The organism is Chitinophagales bacterium, from assembly GCA_020636495.1.
GTDB lineage: Bacteria > Bacteroidota > Bacteroidia > Chitinophagales > Chitinophagaceae > UBA5543.
Genome location: JACJXQ010000008.1, coordinates 523,578 through 544,405 on the forward strand (window position 1 = coordinate 523,578; position 20,828 = coordinate 544,405).

At 43.2% G+C, this 20,828-nt stretch carries 15 protein-coding genes and 1 tRNA gene; 7 read left to right on the forward strand and 9 right to left on the reverse strand.

What is annotated here, in order from left to right; translation table 11 throughout:
* Nucleotides 1–83 precede the first annotated feature (83 nt).
* The 3 genes from H6550_02375 to H6550_02385 form a co-directional block, all read right to left on the reverse strand.
* Nucleotides 84–2,081, reverse strand: a complete 1,998-nt coding sequence (locus H6550_02375) for a tetratricopeptide repeat protein (protein MCB9044965.1) — start codon at nucleotides 2,079–2,081, stop codon at nucleotides 84–86.
* Nucleotides 2,082–2,115: 34 nt separating this feature from the next.
* Complete coding sequence (locus H6550_02380; protein MCB9044966.1) at nucleotides 2,116–4,065, reverse strand: hypothetical protein; 1,950 nt, start codon at nucleotides 4,063–4,065, stop codon at nucleotides 2,116–2,118.
* Between the two features lie 77 nt (nucleotides 4,066–4,142).
* A complete protein-coding gene (locus H6550_02385) occupies nucleotides 4,143–6,164 on the reverse strand; it encodes a tetratricopeptide repeat protein (protein MCB9044967.1) in 2,022 nt (673 codons plus the stop codon).
* Between the two features lie 276 nt (nucleotides 6,165–6,440).
* Between H6550_02385 and H6550_02390 the strand changes: the two genes are divergently transcribed.
* Genes H6550_02390 through H6550_02400 form a run of 3 tightly spaced genes read left to right on the forward strand, consistent with a single transcriptional unit; the run spans nucleotide 6,441 to nucleotide 9,205 of the window.
* Nucleotides 6,441–7,139, forward strand: a complete 699-nt coding sequence (locus tag H6550_02390) for a terminase small subunit (GenBank protein ID MCB9044968.1) — start codon at nucleotides 6,441–6,443, stop codon at nucleotides 7,137–7,139.
* A gap of 55 nt (nucleotides 7,140–7,194) precedes the next feature.
* The gene (locus H6550_02395; GenBank protein ID MCB9044969.1) at nucleotides 7,195–8,127 is read left to right on the forward strand and encodes an IS1595 family transposase; all 933 of its coding nucleotides are present in this window, start codon (nucleotides 7,195–7,197) and stop codon (nucleotides 8,125–8,127) included.
* Nucleotides 8,120–9,205, forward strand: a complete 1,086-nt coding sequence (locus tag H6550_02400; GenBank protein MCB9044970.1) for a KilA-N domain-containing protein — start codon at nucleotides 8,120–8,122, stop codon at nucleotides 9,203–9,205. The genes H6550_02395 and H6550_02400 overlap by 8 nt, the downstream gene beginning before the upstream one ends.
* Nucleotides 9,206–9,236: 31 nt before the next feature.
* On the opposite strand, the gene H6550_02405 is transcribed toward H6550_02400, so the two are convergent.
* A complete protein-coding gene (locus tag H6550_02405) occupies nucleotides 9,237–9,512 on the reverse strand; it encodes a hypothetical protein (protein ID MCB9044971.1) in 276 nt (91 codons plus the stop codon).
* Between the two features lie 393 nt (nucleotides 9,513–9,905).
* Here H6550_02405 and gcvP point away from each other — a divergent pair, with 393 nt between their 5' ends.
* Both gcvP and H6550_02415 read left to right on the forward strand, forming a co-directional pair.
* Nucleotides 9,906–12,788: an aminomethyl-transferring glycine dehydrogenase gene (gene gcvP / locus H6550_02410; protein MCB9044972.1), complete on the forward strand. Its 2,883-nt coding sequence runs from the start codon at nucleotides 9,906–9,908 to the stop codon at nucleotides 12,786–12,788.
* 106 nt (nucleotides 12,789–12,894) lie between these two features.
* Nucleotides 12,895–14,532: a hypothetical protein gene (locus H6550_02415; GenBank protein MCB9044973.1), complete on the forward strand. Its 1,638-nt coding sequence runs from the start codon at nucleotides 12,895–12,897 to the stop codon at nucleotides 14,530–14,532.
* Here the strand turns inward: H6550_02415 and H6550_02420 are convergent.
* Both H6550_02420 and H6550_02425 read right to left on the reverse strand, forming a co-directional pair.
* Complete coding sequence (locus H6550_02420) at nucleotides 14,529–14,843, reverse strand: hypothetical protein (GenBank protein ID MCB9044974.1); 315 nt, start codon at nucleotides 14,841–14,843, stop codon at nucleotides 14,529–14,531. The two genes, H6550_02415 and H6550_02420, sit on opposite strands and share 4 nt — an antisense overlap.
* Nucleotides 14,844–14,904: 61 nt before the next feature.
* Complete coding sequence (locus H6550_02425; protein ID MCB9044975.1) at nucleotides 14,905–15,615, reverse strand: response regulator transcription factor; 711 nt, start codon at nucleotides 15,613–15,615, stop codon at nucleotides 14,905–14,907.
* Nucleotides 15,616–15,820: 205 nt separating this feature from the next.
* Between H6550_02425 and H6550_02430 the strand changes: the two genes are divergently transcribed.
* Nucleotides 15,821–15,902, forward strand: a tRNA-Leu gene (locus H6550_02430).
* A 61-nt stretch (nucleotides 15,903–15,963) separates the two neighbouring features.
* On the forward strand, nucleotides 15,964–17,346 hold the full coding sequence (locus H6550_02435) for a trigger factor (protein MCB9044976.1): 1,383 nt from the start codon (nucleotides 15,964–15,966) through the stop codon (nucleotides 17,344–17,346).
* 53 nt (nucleotides 17,347–17,399) lie between these two features.
* Here the strand turns inward: H6550_02435 and H6550_02440 are convergent, their stop codons facing one another.
* The 3 genes from H6550_02440 to H6550_02450 form a co-directional block, all read right to left on the reverse strand.
* Nucleotides 17,400–18,821: an aryl-sulfate sulfotransferase gene (locus tag H6550_02440; GenBank protein MCB9044977.1), complete on the reverse strand. Its 1,422-nt coding sequence runs from the start codon at nucleotides 18,819–18,821 to the stop codon at nucleotides 17,400–17,402.
* A 284-nt stretch (nucleotides 18,822–19,105) separates the two neighbouring features.
* Nucleotides 19,106–20,011 carry a tRNA (adenosine(37)-N6)-dimethylallyltransferase MiaA gene (miaA, locus tag H6550_02445; protein ID MCB9044978.1) on the reverse strand — a complete coding sequence of 302 codons (906 nt, stop codon included), beginning with the start codon at nucleotides 20,009–20,011 and terminating at the stop codon, nucleotides 19,106–19,108.
* A gap of 6 nt (nucleotides 20,012–20,017) precedes the next feature.
* Complete coding sequence (locus tag H6550_02450) at nucleotides 20,018–20,560, reverse strand: hypothetical protein (protein MCB9044979.1); 543 nt, start codon at nucleotides 20,558–20,560, stop codon at nucleotides 20,018–20,020.
* Nucleotides 20,561–20,828 lie beyond the last annotated feature (268 nt).

Sequence of the window (20,828 nt, forward strand, 5' to 3'; positions counted from 1 at the left end):
ATGGTTTAATGGGTAAGATATGAAATACTTGTTAATATACCGGCTGTATTAATAGAATGATAAACCAATAGCTGATAAGCCTGTTACCCTACCTGTTCATCCACAAAATACATCTTCAGCTTGCCCTTATTCTTCGCTTCCAGTTCACCACGATAGGTGCAGGTAAATTTATCCCGTACCAGCTCGTAAGTGGTTTGTGAGATGTTGATCTTGCCCGCTTCACTGTTCTGCTCCATACGGGCTGCAGTGTTCACGGTATCGCCCCATATATCGTAAGCGAATTTTTTTACACCCACTATACCTGCCACTACCTCGCCGCTATGCACACCTATACGTATCTCAAAGGTTCTGTCGCCTAATTGCTTATGGCGCTGCAGCATAAAATTGCGGATGTTTTGTGCTGCTCGTACTACCTTTTCTGCATGTTGTTTATCAGCTGTTGGCATGCCGCAAACAGCTAAGTAGGCATCGCCAATCGTTTTTATTTTCTCCATTTCAAACTGCTCAATAATGCCGTCAAATGCTTTGAAACATTCATCCAGTTCATGCACCAGTTCTTGAGGATTCAACCTTTCCGATACTTTTGTAAAGTCCACAAAATCCGTAAATAACACGGTTACGTTGTCAAACAGCCGGGCATCCGATTCACCCTTTGTTTTCAATTCTTTTGCCACCTCAATCGGTAGGATGTTCAATAATAACTTGTCACTCTTTCTACGCTCTTTGGCTATAAAGAAGGCAATAAATATTAGTAGTAGTATGCCTCCCACTCCAGTAAAAGTATACCTGCGCTGGCGGCTCAATTTTTGTTCCGCCAGTTCCTGCGTTCTTGCATTTTTCAGGCTATCCGCCAGCATTTGTTTTTCATACTCAGACTGTATTTCCATACGGGCTATCCTTTCAGCTCCCTCCTGGTTAAATACAGAATCCCTGTAGCGTATTGCCAACTGGTAGTTTTTAAGTGCGCTAAGGTAATCTCCTGAAAGAGAGTCGGCCCTGGAAAGCTGTATGTATGTAAAAGCTAGCTCGTCAACCATTCCGTGGCCTTTTTGTAGCGATGCAGCACTATGCAGATATCTTTTCCCAACTTGGATCTTTGCATTCCTTTCGTTGGGTATCAATTGTAGTACATGTTCAGCCTCATTGCCCAATTCAGTATTTTTTCTTAACTCATTCTTGCTGATGTTTTCCCGGGCTAGTTTTATATAGATAGCGCCTATGTGGGAACTGTTTGTTGAAGCCCACGTGCTTCTGCCTGATTCTTCATTCAATCTTAGTGCCTCAAATAAATAGTGCAATGCCAATAATTGATCCCCCTTTTGCTCATATATACTGGCAATGCTAAAGAGGTCTGCAGGCAGGTTATTCGCACTAAATTCCTTATTCAGTGCAACTGATTTAAGATAATATTGAAGCGCTTCGTCAACGTTACCTTGCTGTCTGTATATTCCTGCGATATTATTAAGCCCGGCTGCTTCGCCTGATTTGTCGGCATTGTTTCTTGCATGATCCAGGGCTTTCTCATAGTAGGTTAACGCTTTGTCTATGTTACCGATGTTATTATATATAGTACCAAGTGTGTTCAGGCTGTACCTGATATCCATGTAGTCCCCGGTTTTTTCAGCGTATTCTAAGGCTACCTTTCCATATTCGATAGCTTTGGGGTAGTTAGCCTTTCTTCGGTACGCACCTTCAAGTGTCAAGTTCGTACGTGCTATTATGGTGTCGTCGCTTATCTTTTGTGCTATAGCCAATGCAGGCAACAGAAAGGTAATAGCAGTATCGCTGTTGAGTTTTTTCATGTGATAGTTCCAACCCAGTGCGCTGCCTGCAAGACTTAATCCTTTTTCCCAATTTAGTTTTTTAGCAAGTTCCATACACTGATGGCTGTACTTCATACAGTCGTCCGGCTCATTAAAATGTCTGGACATGTTGTACAGCAACCGTACTTTATTGGTGTCATCTTTAGCTTGCCTTAACGCATTTATCAGTGAGTCAGATCTCAGCTCATAGTCAGACTGCGCATATGAGTTTATGAACGATAAAATTGCTAATGATAATATTTTGGGGATATGCTTCATAAACAACTGAAGCTTTAAGATATAAAATATATCCCTATACTTCTACGAAGTACATTTTTAATCTACCCTTGTTCTTGGCTTCATGTTCACCTCGATAAGTACATGTGAATTTGTCTTTAACAAGATCATAGGTAGTTTGCGAGATATTGATCTTTCCTGCTTCACTGTTCTGCTCCATACGGGCTGCAGTGTTCACCGTGTCGCCCCATATATCGTAGGCAAATTTTTTAACACCTACTATACCTGCTACCACATCCCCACTGTGTATGCCTATACGTATCTCAAAGGTCTTGTCGCCCAGCTCTTGCCTGCGTTTATTCATAAAATGCAGTATCTCAACAGCAGCGCTTACTACCTTTTCTGCGTGGTGTTTGTCTGCCACCGGCAACCCGCATACGGCAAGGTATGCATCACCGATGGTCTTTATCTTTTCTATTTGATAATTACCTGTTATCCTGTCAAATGCCTTGAAGCAAGTATGCAGCTCGTCTACCAGCTCTTGCGAGTCCATTCGCTCACTTGCACGGGAGAAGTTAACAAAGTCTGTGAACAATACGGTTACTTCGTCAAAATGTGTGGCGTTTGCCGTGCCTTTTTCTTTCAGTTCTTCGGCTACTTCTTCCGGTAATATGTTCAATAGCAGTTCTTCCGATTTTTGCTTCTCTGCTGCCAGCAACTGGTTGCTGATGCCCCTTTGCCGGTAATTGTAGAATATGATCCCCGAAACAACTATCAGCAATACAATGCCTGTTATCAGCCCGATTCGTTCATTATGTTTTTTTGCTATCAGCAGGTTTTGCAGCTCCAGTTCTTTGTCTTTCAGTTCCATGGCTTTCTGGGCGTCCAGCTTCGCTACTTTCTTACTCTCGTTCTGTATATCCAAGGAATCTTTTAATGCAGCGCGCAATTTGTACAGGGCAAGCGCATCCTCTTTTTTGCCCAACGCTTCACTGGCTTCAGACAGCTTCCCGTACAGGTCTACAAGGTTGGGTTTGTCATCTACCTGTTCAAAATATCCCCTTGCCTTATTCAGATATTCTACAGCTTTGTGGTAATTGCCCAGGCGCGTGGGCTCAAAGAGCGTGGCATCTGCTTTATAGCCTGTGGTATCTGCAGCCAGCCGCAGGTAGGTAGTGCCTATCGCAGCGATGCTGAAAGCCGTGTACGATTCGTCGCTGGCAATAGAAAAATATTCTTCTGCCTGCCTAAACAGCGACATGGCTTTGTTGTAGTTCTTCTTCTGTAAGTAGCATTCGGCAAGGTAGTTCTGCCCTATAGCTATAAAGAATTTGTTGCCGAACTCGGTATATATGGCCACTACTGAGTCAGCATATGTAATGGCCTCATCATACTTCTTATCTTTTATCAATTCTTCTACCAGGCTCATCATAATGTATGCCCTGTCAAACTTATCGCCATGTTTCTGATTGGCCTCCAGTGCACGGTCGTAATAGGACCGTGCTTTGTCGCGTTCATCTACGGTACAATACAGGTCGCCTATATCAGTACACAGCGTCGCTATACCATCGTCATGTATCGACTCGTAGGCATTCAATGCTTTCAGGTAGTAATTCAGGCTGGTAGAGAGCTGGTCGTCCTGGCTGTACAGGTCGCCCATATTATGGTACACCCCGGCCAGTCTCAGCGTGTCTTTCAGTTTTATATACCCGGCTTCAGCCTGTTTGAAATAGTGTAGTGCTGTGTCAAACTGTGCATCCAGGTAGTAGGTAAAACCTGCCGTATTGCAGGCAGAACTCCAGGCCCATTTAGAGTTCATTTTGCGTGCATGCTGTAATACTTTCTCAGTAAAGTATACAGAAGAATCCATGTTTATATCATTGTACTGATCGATAAGCAAAGTATATGCATACAGCTTGTCCGTATCATTCTTGATGCCGGGTAATACTTTTAATACTGAGTCTGCAAATACACGGCCATTACGATGCTGCGCCCCGGCTTCGGTGCTGAAAAGGAATAGAGACATTATGATGACGCATGCCCTCACACAATAAAAAAACGCAATTTAATCGTGGCATGCAAGTGCCTGCAAGAGTTTTAATGTTATGTTGACGTGTTGACTTCCACAAAATACATCTTCAATTTACCCTTGTTCTTGGCTTCCAGTTCGCCACGATAGGTGCATGTAAATTTGTCTTGCACCAATTCGTAAGTGGTTTGCGAGATATTGATGTGCCCTGCTGTGCTGTTCTGTTCCATACGTGCAGCAGTGTTCACTGTATCGCCCCATATATCATAGGCAAACTTTTTTACGCCAACTATACCTGCTACTACCTCACCACTGTGCACGCCTATGCGTATCTCAAATGTTTTGTCTCCTAACTGTGTACGCCTGTTCAGCATAAATTGCAGTATGTCCTTTGCTGCATGTACTACTTTTTCTGCATGTTGTTCATCAGCCGTCGGCAATCCGCAAACGGCTAAATATGCATCACCAATTGTCTTTATTTTTTCAATACCATACTTTTCCATGATGCCGTCAAAGGCCTTAAAACAGTTGTGCAATTCCTCTACCAGTGCCTGCGACCCCATACGCTCACCTGCTGTGGTGAAGTTCACAAAGTCAGTGAAGAGTACCGTAACATTATCATAGTGTTGTGCGGTGGTAGCTCCGCGCTCTTTCAGTTCATACGCCACTTCCTCGGGGAGAATGTTATACAACAGGGTTTCCGATTTCTCTTTCTCCACACCCAGCTTTTTATTGTTTCGGAATATAAAAACACTGAATGCTAGCAAAAGTACTGCTACCCCAATGCCGCTGTAGGTCATAGTACGCTGGCGTTGCAGCTTTACATCCGCCAGCTTCTGTGCTTCTGCATTCTGGATGCTGTCTGCTATCTGTTTTTTCTCATATTCTGCCTGTACTTCCCGTTTCGCTATTTTCTCCGTATTCTCTTTGTTGAATAATGAGTCTTTAAAAACAAGGTACTGTTTATGCGCTTCCAACGACTTCTTAAAGTCACCTTTCAACTCGTACGCTTTGGATAATACTTCATAGCTTGCCTTTGTGCTGATAAGGTCACCCATTTCAAGACTCAAGGCCAGCCGCTCCTGCAGACATGTTATTGCTGCGGCCAAAAGTGCTGCCCGTCCTTGAGGAATGTCAGCTTTCGGTAGGTCTGCAACAGGTTGCATCATAGATTTTGAAACAGTGCCACCATCTATTGCCATCCCAAGATATATATCCCCCAATATCCCGAAACAGTATACAATGTGGTTCTTGCTGCCGAATGCTCTCGATTTTTGTAATGCGCTTTGTACATAGGTCAGCGCAGCCAGGTAGTCTTTTTGATCAGCATAAAGCTGGCTTACATTGATAGTGGTGGAAATATATACAGACATATCATCTGTTTCTTCGGCCATCTTCCTGGCAATGGTATAGTACTCCAGTGCTTTTTTGTTATCTCCCAGGCCCATATAGTCTATGCCTATATTACATGCAAGGTTGGCCTGCCCGGTTTTATGATCCTTATCTACATAGTATTTATATGATCTCAGGTGATATTCCAATGCTTTGAGGTGGTTCCCCAGGTTACTGTAAATAGTGCCTACTGTGTTGAGTGTGTTGCCCAGGCTGCTGTTGTCAGTTTTTGTCTTTTCAATGATAGACAGGGCATCCAGTGCATATTCCAGCGCTTTGGGATAATTGCCCTGCAAGTCGAACACCTGGCTCATATTGCTGCCCACCGTGGCTACACCCTGATCATCACCTATTGCTTCATACTGTTTAAAAGCACGCGTGTAATGATCCAGCGCCATTGAATAATCCCCTTTTAATGTATAATTGATGCCAATGATCTTGTATGCATCTGCTATGCCTTTTTCCCATTTCAGTTCCTTTGCCAATGCAAGTGCCGTGTCGCCATACTTGATACCTTTATCAGGGTCTACAGCATACAGCTGAAAACCTATCACGTTCAGCAACTTTACCTTGTTGCTATCTTCCTCAGCCTTGGGGAGCTCCGACAACATAGAATCAATTGCTGCCTGCCCGTACAGCTTCTGAGCATTAGTACTTGCCACCGGGTATAAGGCAACCAACCATATCAAAAGAAACTGCTTCATCCTGTTCTATTGAAGCTTTAAGATATAAAATAATGTATACCCTGCCCGCTAAAGGGGCTATTAAGTTTCTACAAAGTACATATTCACTTACTACTTACCGGACGCAGCATTACGCCTGCGCAGGAAATATGTATAGTAGCCGCTTACAATATTGGTGGTCTCCATCTATATACACGAATAAAATTAAATTTGTATTTAACAATTTAAATATTTATTTTTGTTGTTAATAATTTGAAATTCAACATTTATCATCAAATATCTAAATCCCCCAAAACCATGAACCAGAAACAATTCATTTTTGTGAAAGAATACCTGCGTGGTAACGGCAAACTGGTAGCTTACAACAGAGCTTACGGAACGGGTAGAAATTACGACACTATTATGTCGGCTGCCAACCGCCTGCTGCGCATACCCGAAATAGCGGAATACATTAACGAGACCCGCGATGCCATTCGCCACGAGGTAGAGCAGGAACTGAAAGAGAAATACCGCGAAGAACTGCTCACTATTTACGAGAAACGCCGCATACTGAAACTGATAGCCACCGGCGAAATGTACGTAGAGCAGAAATACAAGGGCAAGAACTGTACTCAATGCAGCCAGTACATTTCGCCCACTATCAACCAGATGCTCGCCGCCTTACGCGAAGACAGCAAACTCGCCGGCCACTACCCGGATAAAAGAATAGTTCAAAATCACAACAAAAAACAACAAAACGACAGCTACGGGAATGAAACAACAATTCCCGATGGAGGACCTGCCCGAATCAATGTTCAGCCAGGCGAGGGAGGAGTACTCGCACCGGGAAATATACAATCTGGGTCACCCCTTCAGGGGGATAGGGGGAAATTTCGCAATTCAAAGCAACAAACTACATACCCTGGTAGTGACGTTCCACAAAAACAGGAGAGCGACAAAGGCATCAACGACACCTGCTCAAAATCGGGTAACTATATACAATTTTACACAAAATAATTTGGTAGTTGTGTAAATAACTACTACCTTTGTTTTATCAAAGGAGATAGTTATGATAAACACAGAATTCAAATCGGTTTTAGAGTTAATAAAGGCTTTCCCTGACGAACAAACATGTATTGACCATTTAGAGCAATTGCGCTGGAATGGTAATGTAGTATCTCCTTTTGACCCTGAAAGTAAAGTATATAACTGTAAGGGCAATAAATACCGTTGCAAAAACACTGGTAAATACTTCAATGTACGTACCCAAACATTATTCGATAATACTAAGGTTGAGCTTCAAAAATGGTTCTTAGCTATCTACCTGATAACAGCCCACAAAAAGGGCATTAGCTCCATGCAATTATCCCGTGATTTAGATATTACTCAAAAGACAGCTTGGTTTATGCTGCAACGTATCCGTAACTGCTTTGGCATTACCGATAGCGATAATGAAGATGGTAAAATAGGCGGTGGCGGTCAAATGGTTGAGGTTGACGAAACCTATGTGGGCGGCAAAATGAAAAACATGACCCATAAGAAAAGGAAAGAAGTAGGCGCAAGGGGCGCTAATGACAATAAGCATATGATTATGGGTTACTTGGTACGTGGTGGCGAATTAAGGTTACAGCACGTTGAGAAAACAGGAATATTCCCAGCCGTATTAGAGAATGTAGCTACTGACAGCGTATTACTTACTGACCTGTCAGGCTCTTACCGTACCGCTAAAAATCACTTTCTTTCACATGAGACAGTAGACCATAGCAGGAAAGAATATGTAAGGGACGCTGTAATACATACCAACAGCATAGAGGGTATATTTTCAATGTTTGACCGTATGGTAATAGGTACTTACCATTATGTAAGCGGTAAGCACATTCAGAAATACGCCAATGAATTATCATTCAGGTTCAATACCCGTCACGATAATGAATGCAACCGTTTTAATTTATTACTTTCAAACTCAACGAAAAGGTTAACGTATAAAAAATTGACCAATGGCTAATAATAAGGACTCAATAATTAAATATCAGGGCAATAGCATAACCTTATTTTCTGACGAAAGGGACGATTATGTTAACCTAACCGAAATGGCTAATGCATGGAAGGGCAACCGAAAGTCAATTAAGTCATGGCTTAAAAATCAGCAAACATTAGCATTTTTAAAGGTTTGGGAAGAAAAGCATAACCCAAAATTTAGCGGTGCCCAAATGGGCACCGTATTGCAGAAAGCTAAAGACCAAGGCAGTAGCTTATCTTTGAAATACTATATAGATGTAACAAACGCAAAGGGCATATTTACAAGAGAAACAGGGAAAATAGGCACGTATGCCCATAAGGATATAGCTATAAAGTTTGCCGCTTGGCTAAGCCCCGAATTTGAACTTTTTTTAGTAGAAGAAATTCAAAGATTAAAAGAGGTTGAGCGTCAAAAGTATTCATATGACTTGCTTAATCATGACCAAATTTTAGCATTAATACGGCTAAAAGAGGTTTTTAAATTTGTTGCACATCAAGAGATGGTTGAGGATGCGCATAAAGAGGTGTACGCATCTCAAAGCAGCTCAAAAAACCCGTTTAGGGACTTTCATAAGTGGCGTAACGAAATCCTTGATATAGACCCAAAGACCATTAATGATAGGATTATGCAATATTGCATTGATAATAATATTGCATTGACAAGGAAGATGCTTACTCAAAAGAAAAGCGATAAAGTACTAATGCTTGATACGTATGAAGCTGTAAGAAACGCCGTATGGGATTTTTTACAGATGCAGGGAGAGGTAAACGCGTTAAAGTTAGCTAACCTTGTAGGCGATATAATGAGAACTGAAAAAGGGGAGGTTATAAGAAGTAATGAATCTGACCTATTCCATGAAAAACAAGACTTGGGGGAATATTCAGATTTCGAAAAACAACTTGGAGATATGATGCAAGTCAAATCAGCCAGGGAGGTATTAGCTATCCGAAAAAAGTTAAGGCAGGATAAATTACCTAAGCCAAAAAGAACAGATTTTGACAACAAGTTAATACAAGCACTCAACTTTAACCCAAAAGAAGATAAAGACAAAAGCCCCGAATAGGGGCTTTTAAGTTGAATGTAATAAGTAGCTTTTAAGCTTCCCCCTTTTGGATAGCATCTATATTCTTTATGTAATCGTCATATGGGTATGCTTTTTGTATCTTTTGTAGTTCGCCTTTTATATCACCCAATTGCTTGTTTACACCCTGCATACCATTTTTACCCTCCAGTTCTGATAATCTCTTATTCACATTCTCAAACCCATCTTCAATAGTAGCATTCATTTTATCAAGCAAATGGATAATGAAACCTACCGCTTTACGGGTTTCGTCAAGCTCTTTTTTGAGCGTATCAAGTTCTTGCTGCATATCTGGGTTGAAATATTTGTCGGTGCAAAGATAACCAAAATGGTTATACAAAAGCTATATACTATTTATATAATAATAATGTGTAATTTATATAACATAATTAAGTGTAAAATTGTATATAGTTACCCCCCTTCAGGGGGATAGGAGGAAATTCCACAACAAACCAGAACATCCTGGTAGCTATCAGGACAAAGGGGCCTGTCTGCCGGTAGGCAGGGTTGACACACAAGGTGCACAAAACACCCATCACATGATTAAAGAATTGCATGAGTGAACTGACAGATGAAATAAAACCATATACAGCCATAAAAGCAGCCTATATTATCATCTTGGAACTTTGCAAATACGCAGTATCCCGCTACATTTGCATATTCTTAATTTTTCAAGGCAATCATGGAGTTATTTTCTAAACAGAACCAGGAGTTTATCGGTCGCCACATGGGCCCCGATGAGCATGAGACAGAGCAGATGCTCAAGACTATCGGCGTATCTTCACTCGAAGACCTGATATCGCGTACCGTTCCCCAGGCTATACGTATGGATGGGCCTTTGGCTATACCCGCATCTCAAAGCGAGGCTGAATTCCTCAACCAGCTGAAGGAAACCTCCATGAAAAATAAACTGAACAAAACGTACATAGGCCAGGGCTATTACGATACCCTGACGCCGAACGTGATACTGCGCAACCTGTTTGAGAATCCGGGTTGGTACACTTCATATACCCCATACCAGGCAGAAATATCACAAGGCCGCCTGGAAAGCCTGCTGAACTACCAGACGATGATCTCTGACCTGACAGGCCTGCCTTTGGCCAACGCTTCTCTGCTGGACGAAGGTACGGCTGCCGCTGAGGCGATGTCTATGTTCTTCAGCACGCTGAACAAAGACCACTACAATCCTGAGCGCAACAAGCTCTTTATTGATAACGAAACATTCCCGCAAACCAAAGATGTGGTCATCACGCGTGCCACACCATTGGGTATTGAGCTGGTTTTTGGCGATTACAAAACGGCTGAGATAGATAACAACTACTTTGGTGCGTTGGTGCAATATCCTAACGATAAAGGTTCTATCGAAGATTACAGGTCGTTTATTGAAAAGGTACATGCAGCAGGTGCTTATGTAGCAATGGCTACGGATCTGCTGGCACTGACATTACTTACATCTCCCGGCGAGCTGGGTGCTGATGTAGCATTAGGTAGCGCACAACGCTTCGGTGTTCCTTTAGGTTTCGGTGGTCCGCACGCGGCTTTCATGGCTTCTACGGACGACTTCAAACGCCAGATGCCCGGCCGTATCATCGGTGTAAGTATCGATGCACAGGGCAACCGCGCGCTGCGTATGGCACTGCAGACACGTGAGCAGCATATCAAGCGCGAGCGTGCTACATCTAATATATGTACCGCACAGGCACTACTGGCCAACATGGCGGCTATGTATGCCGTATACCATGGTCCTGACGGGCTGAAAGACATCGCAAAACGCGTATCGGTACTGGCCAGCACACTGGCGGCAGAACTGAAGATTGCAGGCTTTAATATCCTGTCTGAATCTTTCTTTGATACTGTAGTAGTGAAAGTACCGCAGGCCGATGTGATTAAAACAAGGGCAGAGATAGCCGGTATCAATTTCAGGTACTTCCCCGATAATACAATGGTAGGTATCTCGCTCGACGAGACAACCAACCTGACCGATATCGCTGATATCGTCAATATATTCATGAACAATGAAGAGGCAGTAGTGTTTGATATCAGCAATGAGCTGGCACTGACCAACATTCCTACTGCGCTTACACGTACTTCTCAATTCTTGTCTAATCCTGTTTTCAACAGCTATCACAGCGAAACGCTGATGATGCGCTATATGAAAATGCTGGAGAACAAAGATCTGGCATTGAATACCAGTATGATATCTCTGGGTTCTTGTACCATGAAGCTGAACGCCGCTGCTCAGATGATACCACTCAGCTGGGCACATTGGAGCAAAGTACACCCATTCGTTCCGGCCGACCAGGCCGAAGGTTACCACAGGATAGTAAAAGATCTGTCAGCATATCTGTGCGAGATAACCAAGTTCGACGCTTGTAGCTTGCAGCCCAACAGTGGTGCACAAGGCGAGTATGCCGGTCTGCTGGCTATTCGTGGCTACCACGAAAGCCGTGGCGATAAACACCGTGATGTAATGTTGATACCTATATCCGCACACGGTACCAACCCTGCATCAGCAGTAATGGTGGGTTACAAAGTAGTAGTGGTTAAGGCACTTGAGAACGGATATATAGACGTAGAAGACCTGAAAGCAAAAGCAGCACAGCATGCTGATAACCTGGCAGGTATCATGGTGACTTATCCTTCTACCTACGGTGTGTACGAAGAGACAATAAAAGACATCACAAATATCGTTCACCAGCATGGTGGACAAGTATATATGGATGGTGCCAATATGAACGCACAGGTGGGCTTAACCGCTCCAGGCCTTATCGGCGCCGATGTCTGCCACCTGAACCTGCACAAAACATTCGCTATACCTCACGGTGGTGGTGGTCCCGGCATGGGGCCTATCTGTGTTCGTCAGCATCTGGCGCCATTCCTGCCGGGTCATGTTCAGAGCAGCCACGGCCAGCCGGGTCATGCAGTGTCTGCTGCTCCTTACGGTTCTGCCAGTATCCTGCTTATTTCTTATGCATATATCCGCCTGTTGGGTGCACAAGGTGTTAAGGACGCAAGTATTTATGCTATCCTGAATGCTAACTATATGCGTGCCCGCCTGCAGAACGATTTTGATATATTATATACCGGTAGCGGCGGCACATGTGCGCACGAGTTCATTGTTGACCTGCGCCCGTTCAAGAAAACAGCAGGTATCGAAGCTGAAGATGTAGCCAAAAGGTTGATAGACTATGGTTTCCATGCTCCTACTATGAGTTTCCCTGTTCCCGGTACTATCATGATAGAGCCAACAGAAAGTGAGGATAAAGGCGAGCTGGATCGTTTCTGCGATGCACTGCTACAGATACGTGCAGAGATAGCCGCTGTTGAGAATGGTAAGGCTGACAAAACGGACAACCCGCTGAAAAACGCTCCGCATACACAGTTCGTGGTTACCGCCAACGAGTGGACACATGCTTACAGCAGGGAAGAAGCGGCTTATCCGCTGGTATGGGTAAGGAACAATAAGTTCTGGCCTTCTGTTGCCCGTGTCAACAATACCTACGGCGACCGTAACCTGGTTTGTACCTGCGAACCGGTTTCTGCCTACATGGATGCGGAAGCATAACAATAACAATGTTGATATTTATACGCCTCATCAATTCATATTGATGAGGCGTTTTCTTGCAGAATACTGATCAGGTTATTATTTTTCGGCACTCAAAACTCTGCATATGAACTATAGAACCCTACTGGCTGTTCTTAGCCTGTTACTGTGTACTAATACTGTTTATGCCGACAAGGTGGAACTGAGCGAAGCCATAGATATGCCCAACACCGGCTGGAATAAGGTCCTGCAAGTCTCAAACGGCAACACGCTCCTCTTTCATTTTGAACCTCGAAAGTCGATACTGGTAAAGGTTTTTGATAAAGACCGTAAGGAGGTAGCCAGCGAGAAATTCCTTGGGAAGACCTTTGATTGTGGTGACCTGGAACTGTCAGAGTTCAATGGTCTTTATGATATCAATGGTGAAGCTGCATTGTTCTTCACCCAGTCTATCCTGAATAATAATACTCTTATGCTCCTGCGCTTTGATGCTCAAACAGGCAAGATCATTAAGGAAGAGGCATTGGTACGATCACCCAGCTTCAAAGCAAGAAACACGTACAGTGTCGTGAGAAATACTGTCAAAGGCGGGTATGCTGTTTTTTGTATGAAAGACCTGGAGGCAAATTTTAAAGAGACGCTGAAACTGCTTGTTTTTGACGAAAAGCATACCATGGCTCATGAGGTCCCTGTTCCTATTAGTATGGATGACTACGATTTCGTGGAGCACGTCAGCACACAGTGCGGCAACGATGGATCGTACGTTGTAACCCTCACTTACAAAAAGATCATTCATTTCCCCAATGACATCGACAGGTTCCTGGCGTTATGCTATTTGCCCGACGGATCTACGGCTTTCTCCAGCGTGGTCACAAAACTACCGGCCAATACTGCGCCGTATTTTTCGATGTATACCTACAATGATTTTGGCGGTATGCTGAATTTGTTCCTGGTGAATGCCATGACGATATACTATAAAAATGGCCTGCAGACTCTTACGCGTGAGGTATATGAACCCTTTATGCTCATGTATAACAAGGCAGATATCTCTAGTATGAAGTATACGGGTATATCGCATAAAATGGCCAATAAATACCTGCAAGACCAGACCGGTGATACGACAACTTTTATAGCGCCGATACCAATGACTGCTTATACTAATAAATATGGTATGACGACCCTGATCTCGGAGGAGAACGTACTTAAACTCCGCATAAAGAATATCACCACCAACCGTACATTGATAGGGCATATTGTTGTAACCACAATGAATGACATGGGAGAAGAAACATGGTCTGTTATTCTGCCTAAAAAGCAGTTCGTGGAAAATGTGCTTACCTCTTACGACCTGCATAACAGGGAGAAAAGTGCACGCCTGTTCAGGCGGGCAGACCCCAATTCTGACTGGCTGTACCAGTTTGTGTCTCACAAATCTTTCATGAGTCCCAAAGGAGATTGCTATGTATTGTACAATGACCTCCCATCTAACGACCACAAAAATCTGGCCTCAGGTGTTGATTCCATGTATTCCAACAGTGCTGATAAAAACTATGAAAGTACCAACGCGATATTCTATAAGATAACCAAAAAAAGAGAGGTGTCAAAAAGTAACCTATTTAACACCTCTGAAAATGGCTTATTGTATCCTGCAATGATTGAGGCAGGTAATTTTAATGAACAGACCCAAACCTACTCAACAATAGTCCTGGAGCGGTCAGGCGATGGTTATATCCACAAACTTGGGTGGCGGGTGTTCGAAGATTAGTTCAGGTCAGGTTTAATTACCGTCAGCTGTATGATCTCGATGAAATCATATTTCGGGTATATGGCGCAAACCTCGCCACCGCCGTCAGAGTCGTACTTTACTTTTACCTTATATCCATCGTGCATATATGCTGTGGGCAGATTCGAAGGACGCATCAGTCTGTCTTCACCTTCAATTTTCAGCAGGTATCCGCAACCGTTCAGGGCTATATCGCCGGTATCAACCACTGTGGCTTTTACTAGGTTCCTGTCCTGTTTACAAGCAACGGCGATGACAGCAATTACAACAGCAAAAAATATATATTTACGCATGTCAGGATTTTTCTTTCAAGTAATTCGGCTATGAAAATACTAAAAAGTTTTAAAGGTGCAATCATGCGGTAAACTTATATCCAATACCCCGTACTGAATGGAAATGTTTGGGGTTACGGCTGTCCTCCTCAAAATGCTTCCTGAAGTTCAGTATAAAGTTGTCAATAGTACGTGTGGTAGGGTATACATTATAGCCCCATACTATCTGTAATATGTGCTCACGGGATACTACCTGGCTTTCATGCTCTATCAGCAATTTCAGCAGGGCGGCCTCTTTTTTGCTCAGCTCGTGTTTATCCCCCTTATGGTCTAAACACTCGTGGGCTGCGAAATCTATCTTACATCCATCAAATTCATATACATCGGGTACGGTATGGGGGTCGTGTATCTTTTTGTTCTTAACTATCAGCTTGTCTACCCTTAGCAGCAGCTCCTCCAGGTTGAAAGGTTTGGTCAGGTAGTCATCGCCGCCTTTTTTGAGGCCTTCTACTTTGTCTGCTGTGCTGTTGCGGGCAGACAGGAACATGATAGGTACCTCATTGTGCTGTACCCTGATGGTCTCGCAAACGGTGATACCGTCCATATCCGGCAGCATAATATCTAATATGATCAGGTCAAAATATTCATTCTTGACTACTTTGAGTACGTCGGGACCGTTGTCTACGGTGGTTACTTCATAACCTTCTAATTCAAGGTTCAGTTTTAGCGCCTCTCTCAGGCTTTCTTCGTCTTCTACGACCAGGATGCTTGCTTTGGTGTCTTTACGTATCATAATCAGGTGGTTTTGATTTCTAAACATGAAATTAATGACAATTCATAAAGAACGGAAACTGAGCCAACAAAAATGTTAATTACATGACAATTCGAGATATTACCGGAATTTCGACAGGATAAACAGCAGTTTTTCACCCTATTAAGAATTTGTTTTATTGCAAGTATTTTGAGTGTAAAAAAATACTACCTTTGCCGTCCCAAAAGCGGGTGTGGTGAAATTGGTAGACACGCTAGACTTAGGATCTAGTGCCGCGAGGCTTGGGGGTTCGAGTCCCTCCACCCGCACACTCAATAATCAGCCGATCCTCGTATCGGCTTTTTTTAAAACTAAAAACAAGAGCAGAAAATGGCAACGGTAACACGTGAAACGATTGGCAAACTGCATGACAAAGTGATCGTTAAGCTGACAAAAGAGGACTACACGCCTTCTTTTGAAAAGTCTTTGAAGCAATACGCTAAGAATATTAATGTACCGGGTTTCCGTAAGGGCATGGTACCTTCTGGTATGGTGCGTAAAATGTATGGCCAGTCTATATTTACAGATGAGGTACTGCGTGCTGCAGGTACACAGGTAGAAGAATACCTGAAGAATGAAAAACTGCAGATATTCGCTCAACCTATGGCTATGAGGGAAGGTACACCGCAAACGCTGGATATGAACAACCCCAGCGATGTGGACTTTACTTTCGAGATAGGCCTGAAGCCGGAGTTTGAACTGGATGCGCTGAATGGTAAAAAAGAACTGACACGCTACAAAGTGCTGGTTTCTGACAAGCTGCTGGACGACGAGATAGTACGTCTGCAACGCCGTTTTGGTAAAGCTGAACCACAGGAAACTGTTACCAATAAAGAAGATATCATCTACAGCACTTTTGAGCAGTGTGATGCAGATGGTAACCTGGTAGAAGGTGCGGCTAAAATAGAAGATACAGAACTTATGGATAAGCTGCCTGTAAAGATACAGGAGCTAATCATGGGTAAGAAAGCAGAAGACACAGTTGTGATACAGCCTAAAGCTGTTTGTACAGAAGAAGAGCTGCCTGTATTCATGAAAGACAGCCTGAAGCTGGGTGTGGAAGCTGCGGAGAACTATTACAAAATGACCCTCACAAAAGTGAGCCTGCTGATACCGCACGAAGTAAATGAAGAGTTGTACGCACAGGTGTTTCAGAATGCTGAGGTGAAAGATGAAGCTTCTTTCCGTGAACTGCTGGCAAAAGAGTTGGGTAAAGAGTACGACCGCATGTCGCGCGAGCGCCTGCAAAGCGAAATGTACGAACTGCTGGTACACAGCACTAACATCGACCTGCCTGTAGATTTCCTGAAGCGTTGGTTGCAGGAGGGTAGCGAAAAGACCAAAACGGCTGAAGAGGTTGAGCAGGAATACCCGGGTTTTGACCACCAGCTGCGCTGGACACTGATATCTGATAAACTGATACTGGAAAATGATATCAAAGTGAGCCGCGAAGAGGTGATGGACGATATCAAAGCACGCGTACTGGCTTACTTCGGTATGGGCCCTGAAGCTGCTGAAGATACTCCATGGATGGACGAGTATATGGCTAAGGTGATGAAGGACGAGAAGACCATGGACGAAACTTACCGCCGCCTGTTGTTCGACAAACTATTCACTTTCCTGGAAACTAAGTTCAAATTAGTAGACAAAGAAATAGATGAGGACTCATTCTTCAAGCTGCAAAGCGCACACGATGAGCACCACCATCATTAATTGGTAAAGGGTCAATACAAAAGAAAAGACGCTCATACAGAGCGTCTTTTCTTTTAGCGGAACAGTAGCTTACGCAGGTCTTTCTTTCTTACAGGGCAAACCCTATATCCTGCCAGAGGTTTCCATTCGCAGGAGTACGTTTCAGTAAGAACATTCCAGAGTATCTTTTTGTCATTTGATACAATAAAATCCCTGTTGGATAATCCCATACACACCAGGTAATCGCCACTGTCCAGCTCATACATACTTCCCCCGCCCGAAGTGATAGCCGGCGCAAATGTGTCTATGTCACAAGAAAACTCCCATAGCTTTTTGAGTGAGTCAGTTTTTGTAGCAGGCTCATGAAATACAATGACTGATGATACCCGGTTATCATTGTATTTAGGGTCTGTGCTCAGCATATTAAAGTTGTTGTTGAAAAGACAGAGGTCTCCATTGCTGTTAATACTACAATTGTGCTGGGAGTAGAACATGCCATTGCCCCAAGGTGTACCGTTTACGGCTGCACCATAGCGGGCCAGTACTTCGCCTGAAGGGTATGCGGCTTTGACCACCAGGCTAATATTCCTGTAGCTGGTATAAAACACATTTTTATCTTCATCAAAATAGAATGCATTGAAGTGTGTTTGCGGGTCTCCGGCATGCAGATAATCGCAGGAGTTCCATGTCCATACTATCTGCTGTTGGCTATTATACTCTACTACAGTGCCGCAGGGTGTATATGTTTCGTCTGTATGTTCGTGAGATGGATCAGGTAGTTGTTTCCCTTCGGCTGGTTGCACGTGCTGCTCATTGATGAGCTTATTCCCGATTACCATATAGTGCCCATTTGATAGCTTGGTTATTTCGTGGTGATATTGTTCAGTGGTATCTCTACTTAAGAGCTCGTCGTTCGGCCCCGACCATAACACATTTCCATTGTAGTCTATTTCATGAACATTCTTTTCTGTCATGAATGTGATAGTACCATCTTTTGTCATTTTCAAGTCACGGATACGACCACAGGAACTGTCAGTTATTCCCGGTATTACCGGCAGATACCATAGGGCTTCGCCTGAAATATTATACAACGATCTTGTGTTATCGAAAAACATGCACAGGTCATAGTACCATGTTGCACTATCAATAATTCTTAAGCGTGTCGTATTAGTATCAGAAAAGGGGTTTGCTGCAACTGAAAAATGATATTCAGGAGTAGTAGCCAGTACCCTGTTCTTTTTCAGGTATGTTATTTTCCATGAATAATTATGACCAAACTCCGGCACTGTCGCTATTATCCTGTTACTATGCGTCTCTTTTGTTATTAGTTTCCTTGATGCTCCTTGATCACTGTCCGTATTGTAAGGTTCAAATATCTCGAGCCTGTAATGTGTTACTTTGTGATGAGCAGGGACCGTGAACCCTATCAACCTATAATGTAAGACAGCATGCTCCACAGGGAAAAATGAATTTGATGCCGATGCTGCAAATAGCATAGTCAACGATATTAATAATAACAAAAATACTTTCATAAGTAATATCCTGCAAATGTTTATAGTTGAGTAGACATGTTTTTTTATTTGACTGTTGGATATAAAAACACGCTATAAGTATTGAAGGGTAAGGATATTGCTGATAGTTTAAAGAGTGCGTCCTAATATTAACTATGTATCTTACATATGGATGTGCAAAGAAATGATCTTTGAATTTATGTAGTTATGTTATTAATGATATTTGTATGGAAAGCGTTGGTGAATAAAACCCTTTATCTTTTCAGAAGTTAAATACTTGCCAATATTTTAGATGTGATATCTGTCTCATCTGCTTGCAGCCAATGAAACTCCTTATCTTTCCTGAACCAGGTAAGCTGACGCTTGGCATAGTTGCGGCTATGCTGTTTTATTTTATCTATGGCTTCGTCAAGTGTACATTTGCCATCCAGGTAATCGAATATTTCAGAGTAGCCTACGGTCTGCAGGTTCTTTAAATGCCGTTGCGGGTATAGTGCCGTTGCTTCTTCCAACAGGCCTTTTTCCATCATAATATCTACACGGCGGTTGATACGGTCGTACAGTATTTCGCGTGGCAGCTCCAGTGCTATCTTGATAATATTGAAAGGACGTTCCTTTTTAGTACCTGTTCTGTATTCTGTAATGCTCTTGCCTGTACTGCGTATAAATGACAAAGCTCTTATCAGCCTCACAGGATTATGTATCTCTCCTGTTTTATAAAAGTCAGGGTCTTCCGTTTCAACGGTCTTTTGCAGCCACTCTATACCATTTGCCTTGTATTGGTCGTTTACTTGATGCTCAATAGCAGCATCAACATCAGGCATTTCGTCTATGCCTTCGCACAGGCTTTTTATGTACAGGCCGGTTCCACCGCATACCACTGCTGTATTGTTCGTTTTAAATATTTCGTCCAGGTATTGGAGTGCCAGCTGTTCAAAGTCGGCAGTACTGAGGTGGTCGGTAACGGAGTGGCTGTTGATGAAGTAGTGAGGTACAGCAGCCAGTTCTTCCTCGCTGGGTTTGGCTGTACCTATGGTCATCTCCCGGTAACACTGTCGGCTGTCGGCAGAGATGATAGAAGTCCCTAAGGCCTGAGCCAATTGAATAGCAATAGCCGTTTTGCCTACCGCTGTGGGGCCGGCAATAATATAAACCGTATTTGTTTTGGAGTTCACGAGTGTTTAATCCTCAAGTCCGCTCCCATCATCGGTCGGCAAGTCTTCACCTTCACTACCAAAGCCTTCCGCATCAGCACCCAGGTCGTACTTTTCTTCTATTTCCAGGAGTTTGTCCATGTTCACACCCTTTACGCCATACTGTGCAGGGCCAACACCCTCTTTGCGCAGCACATGAGGGTAGGTGATCCTAGAACTCTCATCCGGGGTAATACCTATCAGTTCAATGAGGAAGGTCCACTTTTTAGCAGGATCGTATTCGTACACAAACTTATGGTCGGGGGTAGAAGTAAGTGCAGAGACCGGTGTACGCGACATAGACAGTGCCGGAGCGCCTTTTTTGTTCACCAATACTTCTGAGTTCAGTTCCAGCCCACGGTCCCAACGTTCATTACTTTCCCAGAACGAGGCCGTATGCTTCCCGTCAAACTCATAGGCCTGGATAATAGCTTTATGCAGCTCCAGGAATGTTTGTCCTGATTTTATCTCAATGTCCCTGTATACCAGGTCGTCTTCTTCCCAATAAGCTCTGAATCGTAATATAGGCATGTAACGTCTCTTTCTGTTCGCTAAAATAATGGATTTATTTGGGAAAGTGGCTGTAAGACGACATATGCAAAGATTCAAATTTGAAATAATAAATTCCAACCTTAAGCCATATGTAAATATACGTTATAGTATAATCGGCTATTAACCATCTGGTATTGATGTGTCAGTAATCCAGCTCCACTATCTAAATATCCAACATCCAATATCAGCTATCCATTATCTATGATCCGGGCACAATTTATTTTTGGAAGAATTATTATTTGTGCTA

Bases quoted from the DNA above. Each gene is read 5' to 3' on its own strand.
- H6550_02375 (MCB9044965.1), bottom strand. From the start codon at position 2,081: ATGAAGCATATCCCCAAAATATTATCATTAGCAATTTTATCGTTCATA.
- H6550_02380 (MCB9044966.1), bottom strand. From the start codon at position 4,065: ATGTCTCTATTCCTTTTCAGCACCGAAGCCGGGGCGCAGCATCGTAAT.
- H6550_02385 (MCB9044967.1), bottom strand. From the start codon at position 6,164: ATGAAGCAGTTTCTTTTGATATGGTTGGTTGCCTTATACCCGGTGGCA.
- H6550_02390 (MCB9044968.1), top strand. From the start codon at position 6,441: ATGAACCAGAAACAATTCATTTTTGTGAAAGAATACCTGCGTGGTAAC.
- H6550_02400 (MCB9044970.1), top strand. From the start codon at position 8,120: ATGGCTAATAATAAGGACTCAATAATTAAATATCAGGGCAATAGCATA.
- H6550_02405 (MCB9044971.1), bottom strand. From the start codon at position 9,512: ATGCAGCAAGAACTTGATACGCTCAAAAAAGAGCTTGACGAAACCCGT.
- gcvP (MCB9044972.1), top strand. From the start codon at position 9,906: ATGGAGTTATTTTCTAAACAGAACCAGGAGTTTATCGGTCGCCACATG.
- H6550_02415 (MCB9044973.1), top strand. From the start codon at position 12,895: ATGAACTATAGAACCCTACTGGCTGTTCTTAGCCTGTTACTGTGTACT.
- H6550_02420 (MCB9044974.1), bottom strand. From the start codon at position 14,843: ATGCGTAAATATATATTTTTTGCTGTTGTAATTGCTGTCATCGCCGTT.
- H6550_02425 (MCB9044975.1), bottom strand. From the start codon at position 15,615: ATGATACGTAAAGACACCAAAGCAAGCATCCTGGTCGTAGAAGACGAA.
- H6550_02435 (MCB9044976.1), top strand. From the start codon at position 15,964: ATGGCAACGGTAACACGTGAAACGATTGGCAAACTGCATGACAAAGTG.
- H6550_02440 (MCB9044977.1), bottom strand. From the start codon at position 18,821: ATGCTATTTGCAGCATCGGCATCAAATTCATTTTTCCCTGTGGAGCAT.
- H6550_02450 (MCB9044979.1), bottom strand. From the start codon at position 20,560: ATGCCTATATTACGATTCAGAGCTTATTGGGAAGAAGACGACCTGGTA.